Genomic DNA, 17,075 nt, shown 5'->3' with positions numbered 1-17,075 from the left:
GATGAGGGCCCTGCACATCATCACCGGCCTCGGCGTCGGCGGGGCCGAGCAGCAGCTGCGCCTGCTGCTGCGCCACCTGCCCCTCGAGTGCGACGTCGTCACGCTCACCAACCCCGGCCCGGTCGCCGAAGGCCTGACCGCCGACGGTGTCCGCGTCGTGCATCTGGGCATGGCAGGCAACCGGGACCTGACCGCGCTTCCCCGGCTGGTCCGGCTGATCCGCGCCGGCGGCTACGACCTGGTCCACACCCACCTGTACCGGGCCTGCGTCTACGGCCGGCTCGCCGCGCGCGTGGCCGGGGTCCGCGCCGTCGTCGCCACCGAGCACTCCCTGGGCGACTCGCAGATGGAGGGCCGCAGGCTCACCGCCGGGGTGCGCGCGCTGTACCTCGCCAGCGAGCGGCTCGGCTCGACGACGGTCGCCGTCTCCTCGGCGGTGGCCGGCCGGCTGAAGCACTGGGGCGTGCCGGCTCCCCGCATCGAGGTCGTCCCGAACGGCATCGAACTGGACCGCTTCCGTTTCGACCCCGAGCGGCGGGCGCACACCCGTCGGCGTCTGGGCCTGCCCGAGGAGGCGTTCGTCGTCGGCGGTGTCGGCCGGCTCACGCGGGGCAAGCGGTTCGACGTCCTCGTCCACGCGCTCACCCGGCTGCCGGAGGACCACTGGCTGCTGCTGGTGGGCGGCGGTCCCGACGAGCACGTCCTGCGCCGCACGGCCCACGAGGCCGGCGTGTCCGGGCGTGTGCTGTTCACCGGCGAACGCCCCTACCTGCCCGACGGCTCCGCGGGCCCCGACCTGCCCTCGCTCACCTGCGCGATGGACCTGTTCGCGTCCCCTTCTTCGGAGGAGGCCTTCGGCCTGGCGGCGGTGGAGGCGCTGGCGTCGGGCCTGCCCGTGCTCTACGCCTCCTGCCCGGCGATCGAGGACCTGCCGCCGTCGGCCGCCGTCGGCGCCCGGCGCGTGCGCGGCGGCCCCGACGCGTACGCCCGCGCGATCGCCGAGGTGCGCGCGGCGGGCACCGGGCCCCGCACGGTCCCGGAGGCCGCGCACCGCTACTCCATCACCCGCAGCACAACCCGTCTCGTCGACGTGTACGCGGCAGCGGTCTCCCGTTCGTCGTCGTCCCTCTCACCCCTCGGAGCAAGCCCGTCATGACCGACACCCCGGCCCACCGGCGTCTTCCGTCCGCGGCTCGTGCCAAGAAGCTGCCGTCCTGGTCCGTGCTCGCGGCGGGCACCCTCGCCGGCGGCCTGCTCGGCGGTGCCTACGGCCTCCTCACGCCGGACACCTACACGGCCACCAGCTACGTCGTCGCCGTACCGACGGCGAAGTCCACCCCGGAGGCCGCCCGCGGTTTCGCGCAGGCGTACGGCCGTGTGGCCACCCAGCTCGCGGTGCTCGGGGACGCCCAGGTGTGGGCGGGCGTACCGGCGCGCACGCTGCAGGAGAAGGTGCGCGCGGCGACCTCGCCCGACGCGCCGATGGTCGCCGTCTCGGCCACCTCCTCGCGGCCCGGTCTCGCCGTCGACATGGCCAACGCGGTCTCCCGCGCTCTGACGCAGCACGCGGAGCACACCAAGGACAGCACCCAGGTCCGGCTCGTGCAGTTCTCCCGTGCGGTGAAGCCGAGCGGCCCGACGTCCGCGTCGACGGCGGTGACCACGGCGGTGGGCGCGAGCGCGGGCGGGCTGCTGGGCGGCCTGGCCCTGCTGGCCCGGCCGAGGCGCCCCCGCCGGGACGACGACCCCGCCCCCGTCCCCTCGGTGCCCGGACCGGCCACGGCCGCCGACGTGCACGGACAGCGGTGACGGCGGTGCGGTGCCCGGCGGTGGCGGCGGACCCCGGGACGGGCCGGCCGCCACCGGCCGGGACGGTGGCGGCGCTAGTCGCCGGGCGACCACCACTCGAAGCGGAGGCAGAGCTTGCCCCCGAGCCAGTACTCCGCCCAACTGCCCAGGTCCAGCGGCGAGCATCCCTGCGGGGGCTGCGGCACGGTGGGCGCGGGCGGCGTGGGGACGGGCGTGGTGGGTGTGGGAGCGGGAGGAGCGGTGGGCGTCGTCCCGTCGGCGAGGCGGGAGACGACGGACCGGTAGACGCGGGACGCGTCCGGGTTGGCCCCGCACTGCCACACACCGTGCGGGCAGTAGTCGGTCAGCGTGTTGTACAGCGGCCCGTGCTCGGCGATCCATCCGAGCATGCGCCGCATGTACTCGGGATTGTCGCCGTTGCGGAAGAGCCCCCACTCGGGGTAGGAGACGGGCTTGCCGTGCGCCTTCGCGAAGTCCACGTGCGCCTGAAGCCCGTAGGGCTCCTTCACCTGCTGGTCGAAGGACATCCCGGACGGCTGGTCGTAGGAGTCCATGCCGATGACGTCGACCGTGTCGTCGCCCGGGTAGCACTCGGTCCACGCGACGGCGTCCCGGCCGCGGCTCGGGGTGAAGTCGAACCGGAACTTCTGGCCCGGCACCGCGCGCATGGTGGTGACGATCCGGTTCCAGTACTTCTTCCAGGACTCGGGGTCCGGCCCGCAGCGGTGGGTGTACGTCGTGCCGTTCATCTCCCAGCCGAGCACCAGGACCGTGTCCGGCACCCCCAGCCGGACCAGCCGCTCGGCCAGGGCGCGGAAGTGGTGGTCGAACTCCCCGGCCGCGCCGCGCCGCAGGAGGCGGCGGACCTCGTCGTCGGAGACGTCCTCCTCGTTGCGCTCCTGGAGGGGCACGTTCAGGACGAGCATCCGGTCGTCCTTCGCGTTGCGCCAGCGCGCCCACGGCTCGAGGAACCCGACGTCCCCCTCGATCTCCCTCCAGCGGTTGCCGGGCAGGTAGGTGTGGCCGACGCGGAGCTCCGCGCCGCCGAGCCAGTGGCTGAGCTGCGCCATGCGGGCCACACCGCGGGCGTCGGAGGCGAGGAAGGCGCCGAAGGCCGGAACCTCCGGGCCCGGCGCCGGGGTGGCCGCCGGTGGTGTCGCCGACGGCTCGGGAACGGCCGGACGCGGGCCGGCGGGCACGGTCGGGGCCGGCGACGGAGCGGGTGGGGCGGTGCTCCGCACCACTGCCACCCCCGCCGCGGGTCCGGACGCCAGGGCGGCCGACGCGGCCACCGTCACCGCGCCCACGGCCAGCCTGCCGAACCGGATCCGCTTGTGCTGTGGAGCCATGCCTGCTCCTTTCTTCGCTCTCGACCGACCTCTGCCGCTGTCCGTCTCCGCCGTTCCCGGTGTTGACGGGCAGTCATATGAATTCAGGCACAGGACATTCCGGGGCGCCACCGCCTCGGGGCTTTCGAGTGCCGCACTCGCCCGTGCGGGTGAACAGATGCAAAAGAAAGAGAGATTTCGTGTCGCTGCTCGACACCCGTGTCCCCGCGGTACTGCTGCGGATCGACCCGAATCCGTTCCACCACGGAACGCTGGGCGCCGTGCGTTCGCTCGGCAGGGCGGGAGTGGAGGTGCACGTCGTCGCCGACTCGGCCGGAAGTCCCGTCCCGAAGTCGCGGTACGTACGGCGGATGCACTCCCCGCCGCCTCCGGGGGCGTCCGCGGACGACATCCTCGCCGTGCTGCGCCGGGTGGCCGGGGACCTCGCGTCCCCCGCCGTCCTGGTTCCGATGGACGACGCGAGCGCGATCGCCGTGGCCCGCATGCGCAACGCCCTCTCCCCCTCCTACCTGCTGCCCGCGATGCCGGGAGCGCTGGCCGAACGCGTCGCCGACAAGGGCGAACTGGCCGCCGTGTGCGCCGCCGCGGACGTTCCGCACCCGGTGACGCTGGTCCCGGACAGCCCTGCGGAGGCCGCCGACGCCGTGCGACGGCTCGGAGCCCCGGTGGTGGCGAAGTGGAGCCGCCCCTGGCTGCTGCCGGCGGACAGCGGGCTGCGCAGCACGCTGCTGGTGCGGTCCGCGACGCAGGCGCGGGAGCTGTACCTGCGCACCGCGCGGGCGGGCAGCCCGCTGCTGCTCCAGGCCTACCTGCCGCCGGGGACCGACCGGGACTGGTTCTTCCACGGCTACGCCGACGGCTCGGGCACCGTGCGCGCGGGCGGTGCGGGCCGCAAGCAACTGGCCTGGCCGCGGGGGGCGGGACTGACCGCGGTGGGCCGCTGGACACCCAACCCCGAGGTGCGAGAGCAGGCCGAACGGCTCGTCCGCGAGCTGGGCTACCGGGGCGTCCTCGACCTCGACTTCCGCCGCTGCGGCACGACGGGCCGCTACCACCTGCTCGACTTCAACCCGCGTCCCGGCGCCCAGTTCCGGCTCTTCGCGGACAGCGCGGGACTGGACGTGGTGCGCGCCCTGCACCTCGACCTGACGTGCCGTCCGCTGCCGGTCGGGGCCCCGCTGGCCGGGCGGGCCTTCGTGGTGGAGAACTACGCCCCGCTGGCCGCGCTGCGTCCGGCTCCGGAGGGCCGCGAACTCGCCTGGTACGCCCCGGACGACCCCGGCCCCGGACGGGCGATGTGGTCCCTGTGGGGCCGTCACGTCTCCGGCCGGCTGCGGGAGCGGATGCGGGAGCGGCTGGGCGGGAGGACGCCGGCACGGACGTCACCGGCATCACCCCTGATCCCCAGGGCGGCCTCGTCCTCCCTGACCGACAACGAGAAAGCGAGCAAGTGATGATGTACGACCTCCTGGTGGTGGGCGCGGGTCCGTACGGCCTGTCGATCGCGTCGCACGCCGCGGCCGCCGGGCTGAACCTGCGCGTGTTCGGCCGGCCCATGGCGTCCTGGCGGGACCACATGCCCGGCGGCATGTTCCTGAAGTCGGAGCCCTGGGCGTCCAACCTCTCCGACCCGCAGGGACGCTGGCGCCTGGACGCGTACTGCGCGGAGAAGGGCCTGACGGCACGTCACGCGCAGCCGATCCCGGTGGAGGAGTTCGCGTCGTACGGCCTGTGGTTCGCGCGTCACGCCGTGCCGGAGGTGGACGAGCGCATGGTGGCGCGGGTGGCGGCGGGCCCCGGCGGCTTCACGGCGGTCACCGAGGACGGAGAGGTGCTGCACGCGCGGACGGTGGCGATGGCGGTGGGGGTGATGCCGTTCATCGAGGTGCCGCCCGCGCTGCGCGGTCTGCACCCGGCGCTGGTGACGCACAGCAGCCACCACAGCGACCTCGCCCCGTTCCGCGGCAAGGACGTGACGGTGATCGGCGGCGGCCAGGCGGCGCTGGAGACCGCGGCGCTGCTCGCCGAACAGGGCACCCGGGTGCGCGTGCTGGCGCGGGCGGAGCGCGTGCGGTGGAACGACGTGCCGCCGCCCTGGGAGCGCCCCTGGACGCAGACGGTCCGTTCGCCGCACAGCGGCCTCGGTCCCGGCTGGCGGAACTGGTTCTACTCCGAGCGCCCCGGTGTCTTCCGGCGGCTGCCGGAGTCGACCCGGACCCGGATCGCGGCCACGGCACTGGGCCCGGCGGGCGCGTGGTGGGTGCGGGACCGGGTGGAGCGCGCGGTGGAGCTGATGCCGGGCCACGAGGTCACCGCGGCCTGCGCGGTGCCGGACGGCGTGCGGCTGGACACGGTGAGCCGCGGGGGCGCCGTGCACACCCTGGAGACCGAGCACGTCATCGCCGCCACCGGGTTCAAGCCGCGCTGCGACCGGATGGGGATGCTCGCCCCCGAGCTGTGCGGCACGCTGGCGGTGCTGCCCGACGGCTCCCCGGCCACCGGCCGGGAGTTCGAGTCGTCCCACCCGGGCCTGTTCCTCGCCGGCCTGGTGACGGCCTCCGGTTTCGGCCCGGCCATGCGGTTCGTCCACGGCGCCACGTTCACGGCGCGGACCCTCGTCCGGGGGGTGCGCCGCCGGCTCGGGTCGACCCCGGTCCGGGGGACGGTCCCCGTCCCGGGGGTGCCCGGCCGGAGCGCGGCGCCGTCGCCGGTGGGCCACTGACGGGGAGCGCCGGCCGACTGCGGGCCGCTGCCGCGAGGCGGATCGGCGGCCCGCCCGTGCGCCGCCGACGGGGGCGGACGGCCACGGGACGGCACAGCGACACGCCCCCGGTCCGCCCGGCCACCCGGTGGGGTGGGACGGGTCGGTCCGGGGGCGTGTCGCCAGGGAGGGGAGCGGGTGCCGGACGGGGCGCGTCCGGCACCCGGAAGCGGCTAGCGGCGGGCGGCGACGCGTCCGCGGCGGTACAGCATCGCCCCGCCCCCGAGCAGCGCGGCACCCGCGAGCGAGGCCGTCAGCATGCCCGCGCTGCCGGTCTCGGCCAGCTGGGGCGTCGTGCCGGGCTCCTCGACGCCGACCGACGGCGGCTCTTCCACCGTGCGCGTGGGAGGAGTCGCGGGAGTGGTGGGAGTGGTGGGAGTGGTGGGAGTGGTGGTGGTCGGAGGCGTCTCTTCCTCGGTGCCGTAGCCGGGCTCGGACCCGTACGCGGTGTTGCCGCACGTGTTGCCGTACGTGCCGTTGAACGCCGCGAGCACGTCGACGGTGTTGCCGCACACGTTCACCGGCACGTGGACCGGCGCCTGGACGTTGTTCCCGGACAGCAGACCGTAGGAGTCCTCGGTGTGCCCCACGGCGCGCGCGCCGTAGGCGGAGTCGTCGGACGAGGACGTGGACGACCCGCCCGCGTGCGAGACGTTGCCGCACGTGTTGCCGTACGTGTCGTTGAACGCCGCGAGCACGTCGACGGTGTTGCCGCACGCGTTCACCGGCACGTGGACCGGTGCCTGGACGTTGTTCCCGGACGCGATCCCGGAGGCGTTCTCGGTCTGCCCCACGGCCTCGGCACCGGCGGCGGAGCCGGACTTGCCCGTGTGCGAGACGTTGCCGCACGCGTTGCCGTACGCGTTGTTGAACGCCGCGAGGACACCGATGGTGTTGCCGCACACGTTCACCGGCACGTCGATGGGCGCCTGAACGTTGTTCCCGGACAGCAGACCGGAAGCATCGTCGGTGACTCCCACCGCGGTGCTGTCGGCGAGTGCCGGGGTGCCGGACAGGGACAGAATGCCCGTGGCGGCGGCCGCCGCGAACACTCCCCTGCTCAGGGTCTGTCGCAATGTCGTGATCTTCCTGCTTGAAGTACTGCGCGAATTCCTGCGGGAAAGGCCCGTGTACCGCGGATGGAGCAGGCGACGGCGTCGGTGCCCATTGCCTTCTCGGGCACTGCGCGTTCCTTTCTCGTGGCGTCGCATGCCTACGCTTCATAAACCCGACACGAGGGAATCGGTTGCGCAGGTTCACCCGGTTGGCCCGCACGGCGTGCGGAAAGACCCGGAAAGGAACGGGCGGCTCACGGCCGCTCAGGACACCACGTCCTTGCGGGCGAAGCCCCGGAAAGCCAGTGCGAACAGGACGAGCGCGTACGTCACGGAGATCGCGGCGCCCTGGAGCATGCCGGACCACTCGGGGTGCGGCTGGACGGCGTCCGCCCAGGCGAACTGCCAGTGCGCGGGCAGGAAGTCGCGCCAGTGGCCGAGGGCGGTGACGGCGTCCAGGACGTTGCCGACGATGGTGAGGCCCACCGCGCCGCCGACCGCGCCGAGCGGGGCGTCGGTCCTGGTGGACAGCCAGAACGCCAGTCCGGCCGTGACCAGTTGGGAAACGAAGACGTACGCCACGACCACCACGAGCCGCAGCGCGGCCGTCCCCGGGGCGAGCGAGCCGCCCGTCGGGATCTCCAGCGGACCCCAGCCGTAGGCGACCGTGCCCACGGCGAGGGCGACCAGCGGCAGCAGCACCATCGCGGCCAGGCTGAGCCCCAGTCCGACGGCGAGCTTGGAGGCGAGCAGCCGGGCGCGCGGCACCGGGGCGGCGAGCAGGTACCGCAGGGAGGACCAGCTCGCCTCGGAGGCCACGGTGTCCCCGCAGAACAGGGCGACGGGGACGACCAGCAGGAAGCCCGCCGAGACGAAGAGGTTGACCGCGGCGAAGTTGACGCCGGAGGAGGTGGCCGTGTCCATCAGGGTGACGCGGTCGCCGGGGCCGTCCGGCTCGCCGCCGACCGCGAAGGCGACGACCAGGACGAACGGCAGGACGGCGAGGATCGCGCCCATGACCAGGGTGCGGCGCCGCTTCAGCTGGCGCACCAGCTCCACCCGCAAGGGCAGGGTGCGGCCCGGCCGGTAGTCGTGGGCGGACTCGGCCGGTCCGGCGGACCGCCGGGTCCGCCCGGTGAGGGTGCTCATGCGGAACCTCCGATCAGGGTGAGGAAGGCGTCCTCCAGGCGTCGGTGCGGGCCGACCGAGGCCACCGGCACCTCCAGCCGGACCAGTTCGGCGACCAGGCGGGGCGCCGTGCCGTCGGCGCCGAGCCGGATCAGGAGCCCGTCGTCGGTGCGCACGACCGAGGCCACGCCCGGCAGCGCGGCGACCTTCTCCACGGCCGGTTCGTCCACGGGCGTGTCGGTGCCCACCAGGAGGGTGTCCCCGGAGCCGGTGATCTCGGCGACCGGGCCGGCCTGGACCAGGCGCCCGCGGTCCATGACCACCAGGTGGGTGCAGGACTGTTCGACCTCGGCGAGCAGGTGGCTGGAGACGATGACGGTGCGCCCGGCCGCCGCGTACCGGATCATCACCTCGCGCATCTCGCGGATCTGGGGCGGGTCGAGGCCGTTGGCCGGCTCGTCCAGGATGAGCAGGTCGGGCAGGCCCAGCATGGCCTGGGCGAGGGCGAGGCGCTGGCGCATGCCCTGCGAGTAGGTGCGCACCGCGCGGGCCAGCGCGTCGCCGAGGCCGGCGATCCGAAGGGCCTCGTCCAGGTGGGCGTTCTCGGGCGGACGGCCGGTGGCCCGCCAGTACAGCTCCAGGTTCTCCCGGCCGGACAGGTGCGGCAGGAAACCGGCCCCCTCGACGAAGGCGCCGACCCGGGAGAGCACGGGGGCGCCGGGCCGGACGGCGTGGCCGAAGACCCGGATCTCGCCCTCGTCCGGGGTGATCAGGCCCATCAGCATGCGCAGGGTGGTCGTCTTGCCGGCGCCGTTGGGGCCGAGCAGGCCGAGGACCTGGCCCTTCTCGACGCTGAAGGACAGCTCCCGCACCGCGTACCGGTCGGCCGCGCCGGCGTAGCGCTTGGTCAGGCCGGTGATCCGGAGCGGCACCTCGGCGAGCGCGGGGTCCGGGGCGGGCGCGGCGGTGCGGCGGCGGCCGGTCAGCAGCAGGGCCAGGGCGACGGCGAGACCGGCGAGCGGCAACCACCACACCCAGGCGGGCAGCGGGGCGGCGGCCGTGGTGACGCCGGGAGCGGTCGGCACCGTCAGGCCGCCCGCGAGGGAGACCGTGTACGTCGCCGGGGCGGCCGGGGAGGCGTGGCCGAGGTCGGTGGAGGCGAGGACCAGGCGCAGCCGGTGGCCCTTCTCGACCTCGTGGTCGATGGCCGGGAGGGTGATCGTGACGTCCTTGCCGGCCTTCGCTCCCCCGACGCGGACGGGCGTGACGAGCTGGGCGGGGAGCACCGGGGCGGCGCCGCCGGGGCCGACGTCGTACACCTTGCCGAAGAGGACGGCGTCGTCGGAGGTGGAGCGGACGTGGACGGTCGCCGTCGGGGAGCCGGTGATGCGCAGGTCCTCGGTCAGCGAGGCCGACTGGAAGGCGGCGTGCTGGCCGGGGACGTCCAGGGAGACGCCCACGCCGAGGGAGGACAGCCGGGCGAGCCCGCCCGCGCCGCCGATGCCGGGGAGCGCGGAGACGGCGGGCGGGGCGGCGCCGGCCGGGTTGGCGAAGCGCTGCTCGCGTCCGCTCAGGGGGACGGAGGCGGGCCCGCCGCCCAGGCCCGGGTACCGGTCCGCGCTCGCGCCCCGCAACCGGGCCCGTCCGTCGGTGGAGTCCACTCCGCCGGTGCGGGTGACCCGGAAGGCGGGGCCGGTGGCGGCGCCCTCGTCGTCCTTCAGGTAGCGGTCGAACCAGGAGTGCACGCGTGCTTGGACGCGGTCCGTCTCCATGTCGCCGCCGTCGTGCCCGCCCGCGATCCAGTCGACGTCGACCGGTGCGCCGTTCGCACGGATCGCGCGGGCCGCGGCGTCGGCCTGGCCGAGCGGGAAGAGGGAGTCGGTCTGTCCCTGCGTCAGCAGGGTGGGGACCCCGATGCGGTCGCCCACGGCCTGCGGGCTGCGTTCCCGGAGCAGCTCGACGGCCCCGGGATCCGGCACCCCGGACTCGGCGACCCGCTGGTACATCCGGCACAGCGTGTCCTCGAAGCGGTCGCAGCCGCCGCCGGTGTTGACGAAGACGCCCGCCCACAGCTTCTTGAAGACGCCGTTCGGGAACAGCGCGTCCGCGAGGTCCCAGTAGGTGAGGGCGGGGGCGATGGCGTCCACGCGGTCGTCGTGACCGGCGGCGAGCAGCGCGACCGCGCCGCCGTAGGAGGCGCCGGCCACGCCCACGCGCGGGTCCCCGGCCGCGTCGAGCCGCACCTGGGGCTGCCGCGCCAGCCAGTCGATCAGCCGGGAGACGTCGGCGACCTCGCCGTCCGGGTCGTTGAGCCCGATCCTCCCCGTGGACCGGCCGAAGCCGCGCGCCGACCAGGTCAGGACCGCGTACCCGTCCCGGGCGAGGCTCTCCGCCTGCTGCCGCAGGTCGGCCTTGCTGCCGCCGAAGCCGTGCGCGAGCAGGACGGCGGGGCGGCGGCCGCCGGAACCGGCCGTGAAGTAGGAGGTGTCCAGACGCACCCCGTCCCCCACGGGCACGGTCCGGTCGGTGCGGTGCACCGGCGGCGGGTCGTCGGAGGCGACCGCCGTCCACGTCCCCGCGCCGGCGAGCACGACGACGGCGGCCGCGGCGGAGAGCATCCGCCGCGGCCGCCGCAGCAGCCCCCGCATGCGGGGCAGTCGAAGATCCATGCGCCAACGGTACGGGCCGCCACCGGCATCGGCGGCCCTCCAGGGACTGAACCGCCGCCCCTCCCGCGGGCGTACACGGTCCCGCCGCCTACCGCGGACGCGGTACGGGCGGCGGGCCGGCCGGGATCACGCCTCGGCGGGCTCCCGGGCGTCCTCCGGGAGGGTCACCAGCCAGCGGGTGTCGCGGCGCGGGCGCAGGTACAGGGCCCAGTACAGGGTGGCGACGGCGGTGATGCCGCCGGTCCACAGCAGGTAGCCCGTCTCCTGCTGGGTCAGGATGTAGGCGAGGACGACGATCAGCAGGACGGGCACGGCGGGCCACAGGGGCATGCGCCACGCCTGCGTGTGCCGGTGGTCGCCGCGCCGGCACAGCAGGGCGGCGATCGCGACCAGCAGGTACATGCCGGTCACCGAGACGCCGGTGACGCCGTACAGGGTGTCGAGGTTGACGAAGCAGAGCACCGCACCGGGCACGCCGACCGCGAGGGTGGAGACCCAGGGGGAGCCGAACCGGCCGAGCTTGGCGAAGAGGTCGTTCACCGGCGCGGGCCACGCCTTGTCGCGGGCGGAGGCGAACAGCACGCGCGAGTTCTGGATGACCATCACGATGCCGGCGTTGATGATGGCGAGGGCCACGCAGAGGCTGACGAACGTGCCGACGGCCGAGTTGGACCAGGCGGTGACCATGGAGCCGATGTCGCCGCCGGTCAGTTCGGTGAGGCCGGAGGCGCCCAGGGTGATGGCGACGACCGGGACCAGGATGATCACCGTGGAGATGGCGAGGGTGGCGAGCACCGTGCGGGCGACGTTGCGGCGCGGGTTCTCCAGTTCCTCGGAGAGGTAGACGGCGGTGGAGAAGCCCTGCGTGATGAACAGGGCGATGGCGAGCCCGGAGACGACCAGCATCGCCGTCACCGCGTCCGTGCGGCCGTCGGCGCCGGCCACCTCCATCGAGGCGAGGCTGCCGGGGCCGCGCTCGCCGTGGGCGAAGCCCAGCACCGCGACGACGGCCGCGGCGATGACCTCGAGGACCAGGAAGACGCCGGTGATCCAGGCGTTGGCGCGCAGGTCGAGCAGGCCGGCCAGGGTGGCGAGCACCATGACGCCGGCACCGGCCACCGACGGGTCGAGGTGCACGATCGGTTCGAGGTAGTCGGCCGTGCCCATCGCGATCACCGGCGGGACGATCATGACGACCAGCAGGGACAGCACGAAGACCAGCCAGCCCGCCAGCCGCCCGGCCATGGTCGACACCATGGCGTACTCGCCGCCCGCGCTGGGGATCATGGTGCCCAGCTCCGAGTAGCAGAACGCCACGGCGATGCAGAGGAGGGAGCCGATGGCGATCGTCAGGGCGGTGGCGGTGCCGAGCGAGCCGAACAGGTCGGGCACGACCACGAACAGCGTGGAGGCGGGGGTCACGCACGAGAGCGTCAGGAGAGTGCCGCCGACGACCCCGATGGACCGTTTGAGCGTCCGGGACTCCGGGTGGTCCGGCTGGTCCGGGGGCGCTGCTGCGGCGGTCTGGGCGGGGCGGAGCGTGTCGGTCATGGAGCGGTTCCGATCGACTCGTGCTGTGGGGTTCGGGCGGGAGCGCTATCGCCTCCGGCGGCTTGGTCGTACGTGGTTCTCGTCCGCTCCCGGCGCACGATAGAACCCCGACGAAAACCAGCACGTCAATGGTCGTTTACCTACGGAATCCGTCGATCACAGCCGGCATGACTACGGGAAAACGCATCACAGGCCGTCGTTCGAGGGAAGTTGAGGCGTACGGGAACCGTAGCCGGGGCGGCAAAAAAGACGGTGGCCTTCCGGTATCCGGACGCCACCGGTGGCGCCCGGTGGAGTCCGGTGGAGTCCCGCGCGCAGACGGATCACAGGATCACGACAACGGGTGGGGTCCATGGAGCCCGTGCGCGTACCGGCCCGGGCCGGGCCGGTACGCGCACGGACACGGCGGTGCCCCGTCCCGCACGGGTGGGACGGGGCACCGCCGTGTCTCTCCGGGGCTTCGCCTCAGTGGTTGCGGGGGAAGCCCAGGTCCACGCCCGCCGGGGCGTCGGCCGGGTCCGGCCAGCGGGTGGTGACGACCTTGCCGCGGGTGTAGAAGTGCGTGCCGTCGTTGCCGTAGACGTGGTGGTCGCCGAAGAGCGAGTCCTTCCAGCCGCCGAAGGAGTGGTAGCCGACGGGGACCGGGATCGGGACGTTCACGCCGACCATGCCGGCCTCGACCTCCAGCTGGAAGCGGCGGGCCGCGCCGCCGTCCCGGGTGAAGATCGCGGTGCCGTTGCCGAACGGCGAGGCGTTGATGAGGGCCAGGCCCTCCTCGTACGTCTCGGCGCGCAGCACGCACAGGACGGGGCCGAAGATCTCGTCCCGGTAGGCCTTGGCCGTGGTCGGCACCCGGTCCAGCAGGGACAGGCTGATCCAGTGGCCGTCCTCGTAGCCGTCGACGGTGTGGCCGGTGCCGTCGAGGACGACCTCGCAGCCCTCGGCCGCCGCGCCCCGGACGTAGGAGGCCACCTTGTCGCGGTGCGCCCTGGTGATCAGCGGGCCCATCTCGGACGCCGGGTCGTCGCCGGGGCCGATCTTGATCTTCTCGGCGCGCTCGCGGATCTTCTCGACCAGTTCGTCGCCGATCGCGCCGACCGCGACGACCGCGGAGATCGCCATGCAGCGCTCGCCGGCCGAGCCGTAGGCCGCGGAGACGGCCGCGTCGGCCGCCGCGTCGAGGTCGGCGTCGGGCAGCACCAGCATGTGGTTCTTGGCGCCGCCCAGGGCCTGGACGCGCTTGCCGTTGGCGGAGGCGGTGGTGTGGATGTAGCGGGCGATCGGGGTGGAGCCGACGAAGGAGACCGCCTGGACGTCCGGGTGCTCCAGCAGGCGGTCCACGGCCACCTTGTCCCCGTGCACGACGTTGAAGACGCCGTCCGGCAGACCGGCCTCGGAGAGCAGCTCGGCGATCCTCACGGCGGCCGACGGGTCCTTCTCGCTCGGCTTGAGCACGAAGGTGTTGCCGCACGCGATGGCGACGGGGAACATCCACATCGGCACCATCGCCGGGAAGTTGAACGGCGTGATGCCCGCGACGACGCCGAGCGGCTGCCGGATCGAGGACACGTCGACGCGGGTGGCGACCTGCGTCGACAGCTCGCCCTTGAGCTGCACGGTGATGCCGCACGCCAGGTCGACGATCTCCAGGCCGCGCGCGACCTCGCCGAGGGCGTCGGAGTGCACCTTGCCGTGCTCGGCGGTGATCAGCGCGGCGATCTCGTCGCGGTGGGCGTCCAGCAGCGCCCGGAACCTGAAGAGGATCGAGGTGCGCTGCGCCAGCGAGGACTGGCCCCAGGTCAGGTACGCCTCCTTGGCGGCGGCGACCGCGGCGTCCACCTCGTCCACCGAGGCGAAGGCCACCTTGGTGGTGACCTCACCGGTCGCCGGGTTCGTCACCGGCCCGTACGTGCCCGAGGCGCCTTCGGCGGTCTTGCCGCCGATCCAGTGGTTGACGACGTTCGTCATGACCGAGAACTCCTTCACAGTTGGCGGCGACGGGTCGTAGCGTGCCGTTCGTCCAGCTCACGGGCCGTTGCCGGCGACGGTCGGGTCGCACTCACGGCCATGGGTCCATCCCAGCAGCCGGGCGGCCGCTCGCGCGCCCGACACTGTGTATGCGGTTCGGGTGTCCGAGTGGACACGTGGGGCAGTGCGGCGGAACCTCCGGCGCGGGGCCGAGGCGGGCGGGGAGTCGTCGCGCGCCCTTCGCTCCTGCCAGGGCGAAGCGGCCTTCCCGCGCCGGAGGCGTTTCGTGGGGGTGGCGGCGACAGCGGGAACGGGCTGCCGCCCCCGGTGATCGGGTCGTGCGCCATCGCGTTCCCTCCGTACCCGGCCGTGGGTCCTCCCCGGTTTCTAGCCCCGCGCACGGAGCGTGTCAATGTTTTGTCCGGACATTCGGACGACGTACTCCGGGTGGCGGGCCGTCCGCGCGCATGCGGCGGTCCGCCGCCCCGGGGCCGGCCCCGCTCGCCCGGGGCCCGGGGCAGGCCTTTGCGGCATTCGTGTCACGAACACCACCCCCGTGTCACAGGTGTCACGAGCGTGCGGTCCTTCGGTCACACCCGGGAACGGGGCCTGACCACCCGTCACCGGACGTCGTTCACCCGGAACAGGCTTGGTGATCGCCAGCGCAGCACCCGGCTCCCCCCGGCGGCCGTCCCCGGCCGCCGCCGCGGTGCGCGCGGGGAGGTGCGTTCCGTGACCGACCGAAGGCTCTGGTCCTACAAGGACATCGCGGCCCACATCCGGGTCCAGCCGGACACCGTGCGCTCGTACCGCAAGCACGGTCTGCTGCCCCCGCCCGACCACGTGGAGGGCGGAAAGCCCTACTGGTACGCCGACACGGTCCGGGCCTGGGTGGCGTCCCGGCCCCGCAACCGGGGGCGGTAGGGCGGAAAACCGTTCCGTGCCCCACGGCCGCGTGGGGCACAGTGCCGTCCATGGACTTCTCCGTGAAACCCGTGCTCACCGGCGAGAGGACGGTCCTGCGGCCGTTCACCGAGGCCGACGCCGAGCGCATGTGGGAGATCGTCAACGACCCCGAGGTCGTGCGCTTCACGTTTCCACCGGACAGCGAGCTCACCCCGGAGCGGCTCCGCGGCTGGTACGGCTCGCGCGGTGCGCAGCCCGACCGCCTCGACCTCGCCGTCACCGACCCCGCCGACGGCGAACTCCTCGGCGAGGTCGTGCTGTACGAGTGGGACCCGGCGAACCGCTCCTGCACCTTCCGCACCCTGATCGGACCGCGGGGGCGCGGCCGGGGCGTCGGCACCGAGGCGACCCGGCTGATCGTCGGGCACGGCTTCGAACGGCTCGGGCTGCACCGGATCCAGCTGGAGGTCTACGGGGACAACCCGCGGGCCCGGCGCGTCTACGAGAAGGCCGGTTTCGTGGTGGAGGGCGTGCGCCGGGAGGCGGCGTGGCGGGACGGCGCCTGGGTGGACGAGGTGCTCATGGCCGTCCTCGACCACGAGTGGGCCGTCCACCGCGGCCGGCCGGAGGCGGCGGGCGTCAGGGCTCGATGACCGTCACTCCCGCGCCGGGCGCCGTCCCCATCGCCTCCAGGGCGGCCGGTACGGCGTCCAGCCCGATGGTGGAGGTCACCAGCAGGTCGGGGCGGAGCACGCCCGTGCGGACCAGTTCCAGCATCGGCGGGTAGGCGTGCGCGGCCATGCCGTGGCTGCCGAGCAGTTCCAGTTCGAGGGCGACGGCGCGGGCCATCGGGACCGGGGTGGTGCCGTCCGGCGAGGGCAGCAGTCCGACCTGGACGTGCCGGCCGCGGCGGCGCAGGCCGTTCACGGACGCGGCGCAGGTGACGGGCGAGCCGAGGGCGTCGAGGGAGAGGTGGGCGCCGCCGCCGGTGAGGTCGCGGACGGCCGCCGCCGGGTCCCCGGTCCGGCCGGCGTCCACGCACTCGGCCGCGCCGAACGTCCGCGCCAGCTCCAGCGCCCGGGGCGCCACGTCGACGGCGACGACCCGCGCGCCCGAGGCGGCGGCGATCATCACCGCCGACAGGCCCGCCCCGCCGCAGCCGTGCACGGCGACCCACTCCCCCGCCGCGACCCGGCCCTGCTGCACCACGGCCCGGAACGCGGTGGCGAACCGGCAGCCGAGGGAGGCGGCCGTCGCGTACGGCATGTCCTCGGGGACGGCGACGAGGTTGACGTCGGCGTGGTCGAGCGCCACGTACTCGGCGAAGGACCCCCAGTGGGTGAAGCCGGGCTGGGTCTGGCGTTCGCACACCTGCCGGTCGCCCGCCGCGCAGGCGGCGCAGCTTCCGCAGGCGCAGACGAAGGGCACGGTGACCCGGTCGCCGGGCCGCCATCCCGTCACCCGGTCGCCGGCCGCCTCGACGACACCGGCGAGTTCGTGGCCGGGCACGTGCGGCAGCGTGATGTCCGGGTCGTGGCCCTGCCAGCCGTGCCAGTCGCTGCGGCACAGCCCGGTGGCCCCGACGCGGACCACCACCCCGTGCGGCGCGGGCTGCGGATCGTCCACCTCCCGCACCCCGGCCGGTTCCCCGAACCTCTCGAACACGACCGCGCGCATCCGCTGTCCCCGCTTCCGTCTCCCGTGCGTGCCGCCACGGCTCCCGTGCCCGCCGTGGCCCGCGTCCGCGGCGGTCCCGCCGCCCGACGGGAGCCTGAGCGGTTTCCATACCCCCTAGGGGTACAGTGGGGATTACGTGGTCCGCCGCCGGACCACGGTACTCGCGGGTACCCGCCCACTCACGGGTACCCGACCCCGCACG

The 17,075-nt window shown here is 74.3% G+C and carries 13 protein-coding genes and 1 pseudogene; 6 read left to right on the top strand and 8 right to left on the bottom strand.

The window, feature by feature from the left end; all coding sequences use genetic code 11:
- Nucleotide 1 precedes the first annotated feature (1 nt).
- Complete coding sequence (locus ACZ4V6_RS01600) at nucleotides 2-1,156, top strand: glycosyltransferase (RefSeq protein ID WP_467821743.1); 1,155 nt, start codon at nucleotides 2-4, stop codon at nucleotides 1,154-1,156.
- Complete coding sequence (locus ACZ4V6_RS01595; protein WP_467821742.1) at nucleotides 1,153-1,809, top strand: YveK family protein; 657 nt, start codon at nucleotides 1,153-1,155, stop codon at nucleotides 1,807-1,809. Before ACZ4V6_RS01600 ends, ACZ4V6_RS01595 begins: the two co-directional genes overlap by 4 nt.
- A gap of 74 nt (nucleotides 1,810-1,883) precedes the next feature.
- Here the strand turns inward: ACZ4V6_RS01595 and ACZ4V6_RS01590 are convergent, their stop codons facing one another.
- Complete coding sequence (locus ACZ4V6_RS01590) at nucleotides 1,884-3,158, bottom strand: glycoside hydrolase family 26 protein (protein ID WP_467821741.1); 1,275 nt, start codon at nucleotides 3,156-3,158, stop codon at nucleotides 1,884-1,886.
- Between the two features lie 179 nt (nucleotides 3,159-3,337).
- Between ACZ4V6_RS01590 and ACZ4V6_RS01585 the strand changes: the two genes are divergently transcribed.
- Complete coding sequence (locus ACZ4V6_RS01585; protein ID WP_467821740.1) at nucleotides 3,338-4,612, top strand: carboxylate--amine ligase; 1,275 nt, start codon at nucleotides 3,338-3,340, stop codon at nucleotides 4,610-4,612.
- 2 nt (nucleotides 4,613-4,614) lie between these two features.
- Nucleotides 4,615-5,880, top strand: coding sequence for an NAD(P)-binding domain-containing protein (locus tag ACZ4V6_RS01580; protein WP_467822213.1), 1,266 nt, complete (start codon nucleotides 4,615-4,617; stop codon nucleotides 5,878-5,880).
- Between the two features lie 212 nt (nucleotides 5,881-6,092).
- Here ACZ4V6_RS01580 and ACZ4V6_RS01575 read toward each other — a convergent pair whose 3' ends face one another.
- From ACZ4V6_RS01575 to ACZ4V6_RS01550, 6 genes and pseudogenes are all read right to left on the bottom strand, one after another.
- Nucleotides 6,093-6,995, bottom strand: coding sequence for a chaplin (locus ACZ4V6_RS01575; protein ID WP_467821739.1), 903 nt, complete (start codon nucleotides 6,993-6,995; stop codon nucleotides 6,093-6,095).
- Nucleotides 6,996-7,238: 243 nt separating this feature from the next.
- On the bottom strand, nucleotides 7,239-8,123 hold the full coding sequence (locus ACZ4V6_RS01570) for an ABC transporter permease (protein ID WP_467821738.1): 885 nt from the start codon (nucleotides 8,121-8,123) through the stop codon (nucleotides 7,239-7,241).
- The gene (locus tag ACZ4V6_RS01565) at nucleotides 8,120-10,771 is read right to left on the bottom strand and encodes a CocE/NonD family hydrolase (RefSeq protein WP_467821737.1); all 2,652 of its coding nucleotides are present in this window, start codon (nucleotides 10,769-10,771) and stop codon (nucleotides 8,120-8,122) included. The genes ACZ4V6_RS01570 and ACZ4V6_RS01565 overlap by 4 nt, the downstream gene beginning before the upstream one ends.
- 126 nt (nucleotides 10,772-10,897) lie before the next feature.
- Nucleotides 10,898-12,322 carry an APC family permease gene (locus ACZ4V6_RS01560; protein WP_467821736.1) on the bottom strand — a complete coding sequence of 475 codons (1,425 nt, stop codon included), beginning with the start codon at nucleotides 12,320-12,322 and terminating at the stop codon, nucleotides 10,898-10,900.
- Nucleotides 12,323-12,787: 465 nt separating this feature from the next.
- A complete protein-coding gene (mmsA, locus tag ACZ4V6_RS01555) occupies nucleotides 12,788-14,290 on the bottom strand; it encodes a CoA-acylating methylmalonate-semialdehyde dehydrogenase (protein ID WP_467821735.1) in 1,503 nt (500 codons plus the stop codon).
- A gap of 190 nt (nucleotides 14,291-14,480) precedes the next feature.
- Nucleotides 14,481-14,571: pseudogene (locus ACZ4V6_RS01550) on the bottom strand (5-deoxy-glucuronate isomerase); the annotation flags it as partial.
- Nucleotides 14,572-15,022: 451 nt separating this feature from the next.
- Between ACZ4V6_RS01550 and ACZ4V6_RS01545 the strand changes: the two are divergent.
- On the top strand, nucleotides 15,023-15,214 hold the full coding sequence (locus ACZ4V6_RS01545) for a helix-turn-helix transcriptional regulator (RefSeq protein ID WP_077801771.1): 192 nt from the start codon (nucleotides 15,023-15,025) through the stop codon (nucleotides 15,212-15,214).
- A gap of 50 nt (nucleotides 15,215-15,264) precedes the next feature.
- Complete coding sequence (locus ACZ4V6_RS01540) at nucleotides 15,265-15,849, top strand: GNAT family N-acetyltransferase (protein ID WP_467821734.1); 585 nt, start codon at nucleotides 15,265-15,267, stop codon at nucleotides 15,847-15,849.
- Here the strand turns inward: ACZ4V6_RS01540 and ACZ4V6_RS01535 are convergent.
- Nucleotides 15,836-16,873, bottom strand: coding sequence for a zinc-dependent alcohol dehydrogenase family protein (locus ACZ4V6_RS01535; RefSeq protein ID WP_467821733.1), 1,038 nt, complete (start codon nucleotides 16,871-16,873; stop codon nucleotides 15,836-15,838). The genes ACZ4V6_RS01540 and ACZ4V6_RS01535 overlap by 14 nt on opposite strands.
- Nucleotides 16,874-17,075: the final 202 nt, after the last annotated feature.

The sequence above is a fragment of the Streptomyces sp. NPDC029152 genome (assembly GCF_055564355.1).
This window is presented reverse-complemented; position numbering and strand designations above follow the sequence as displayed.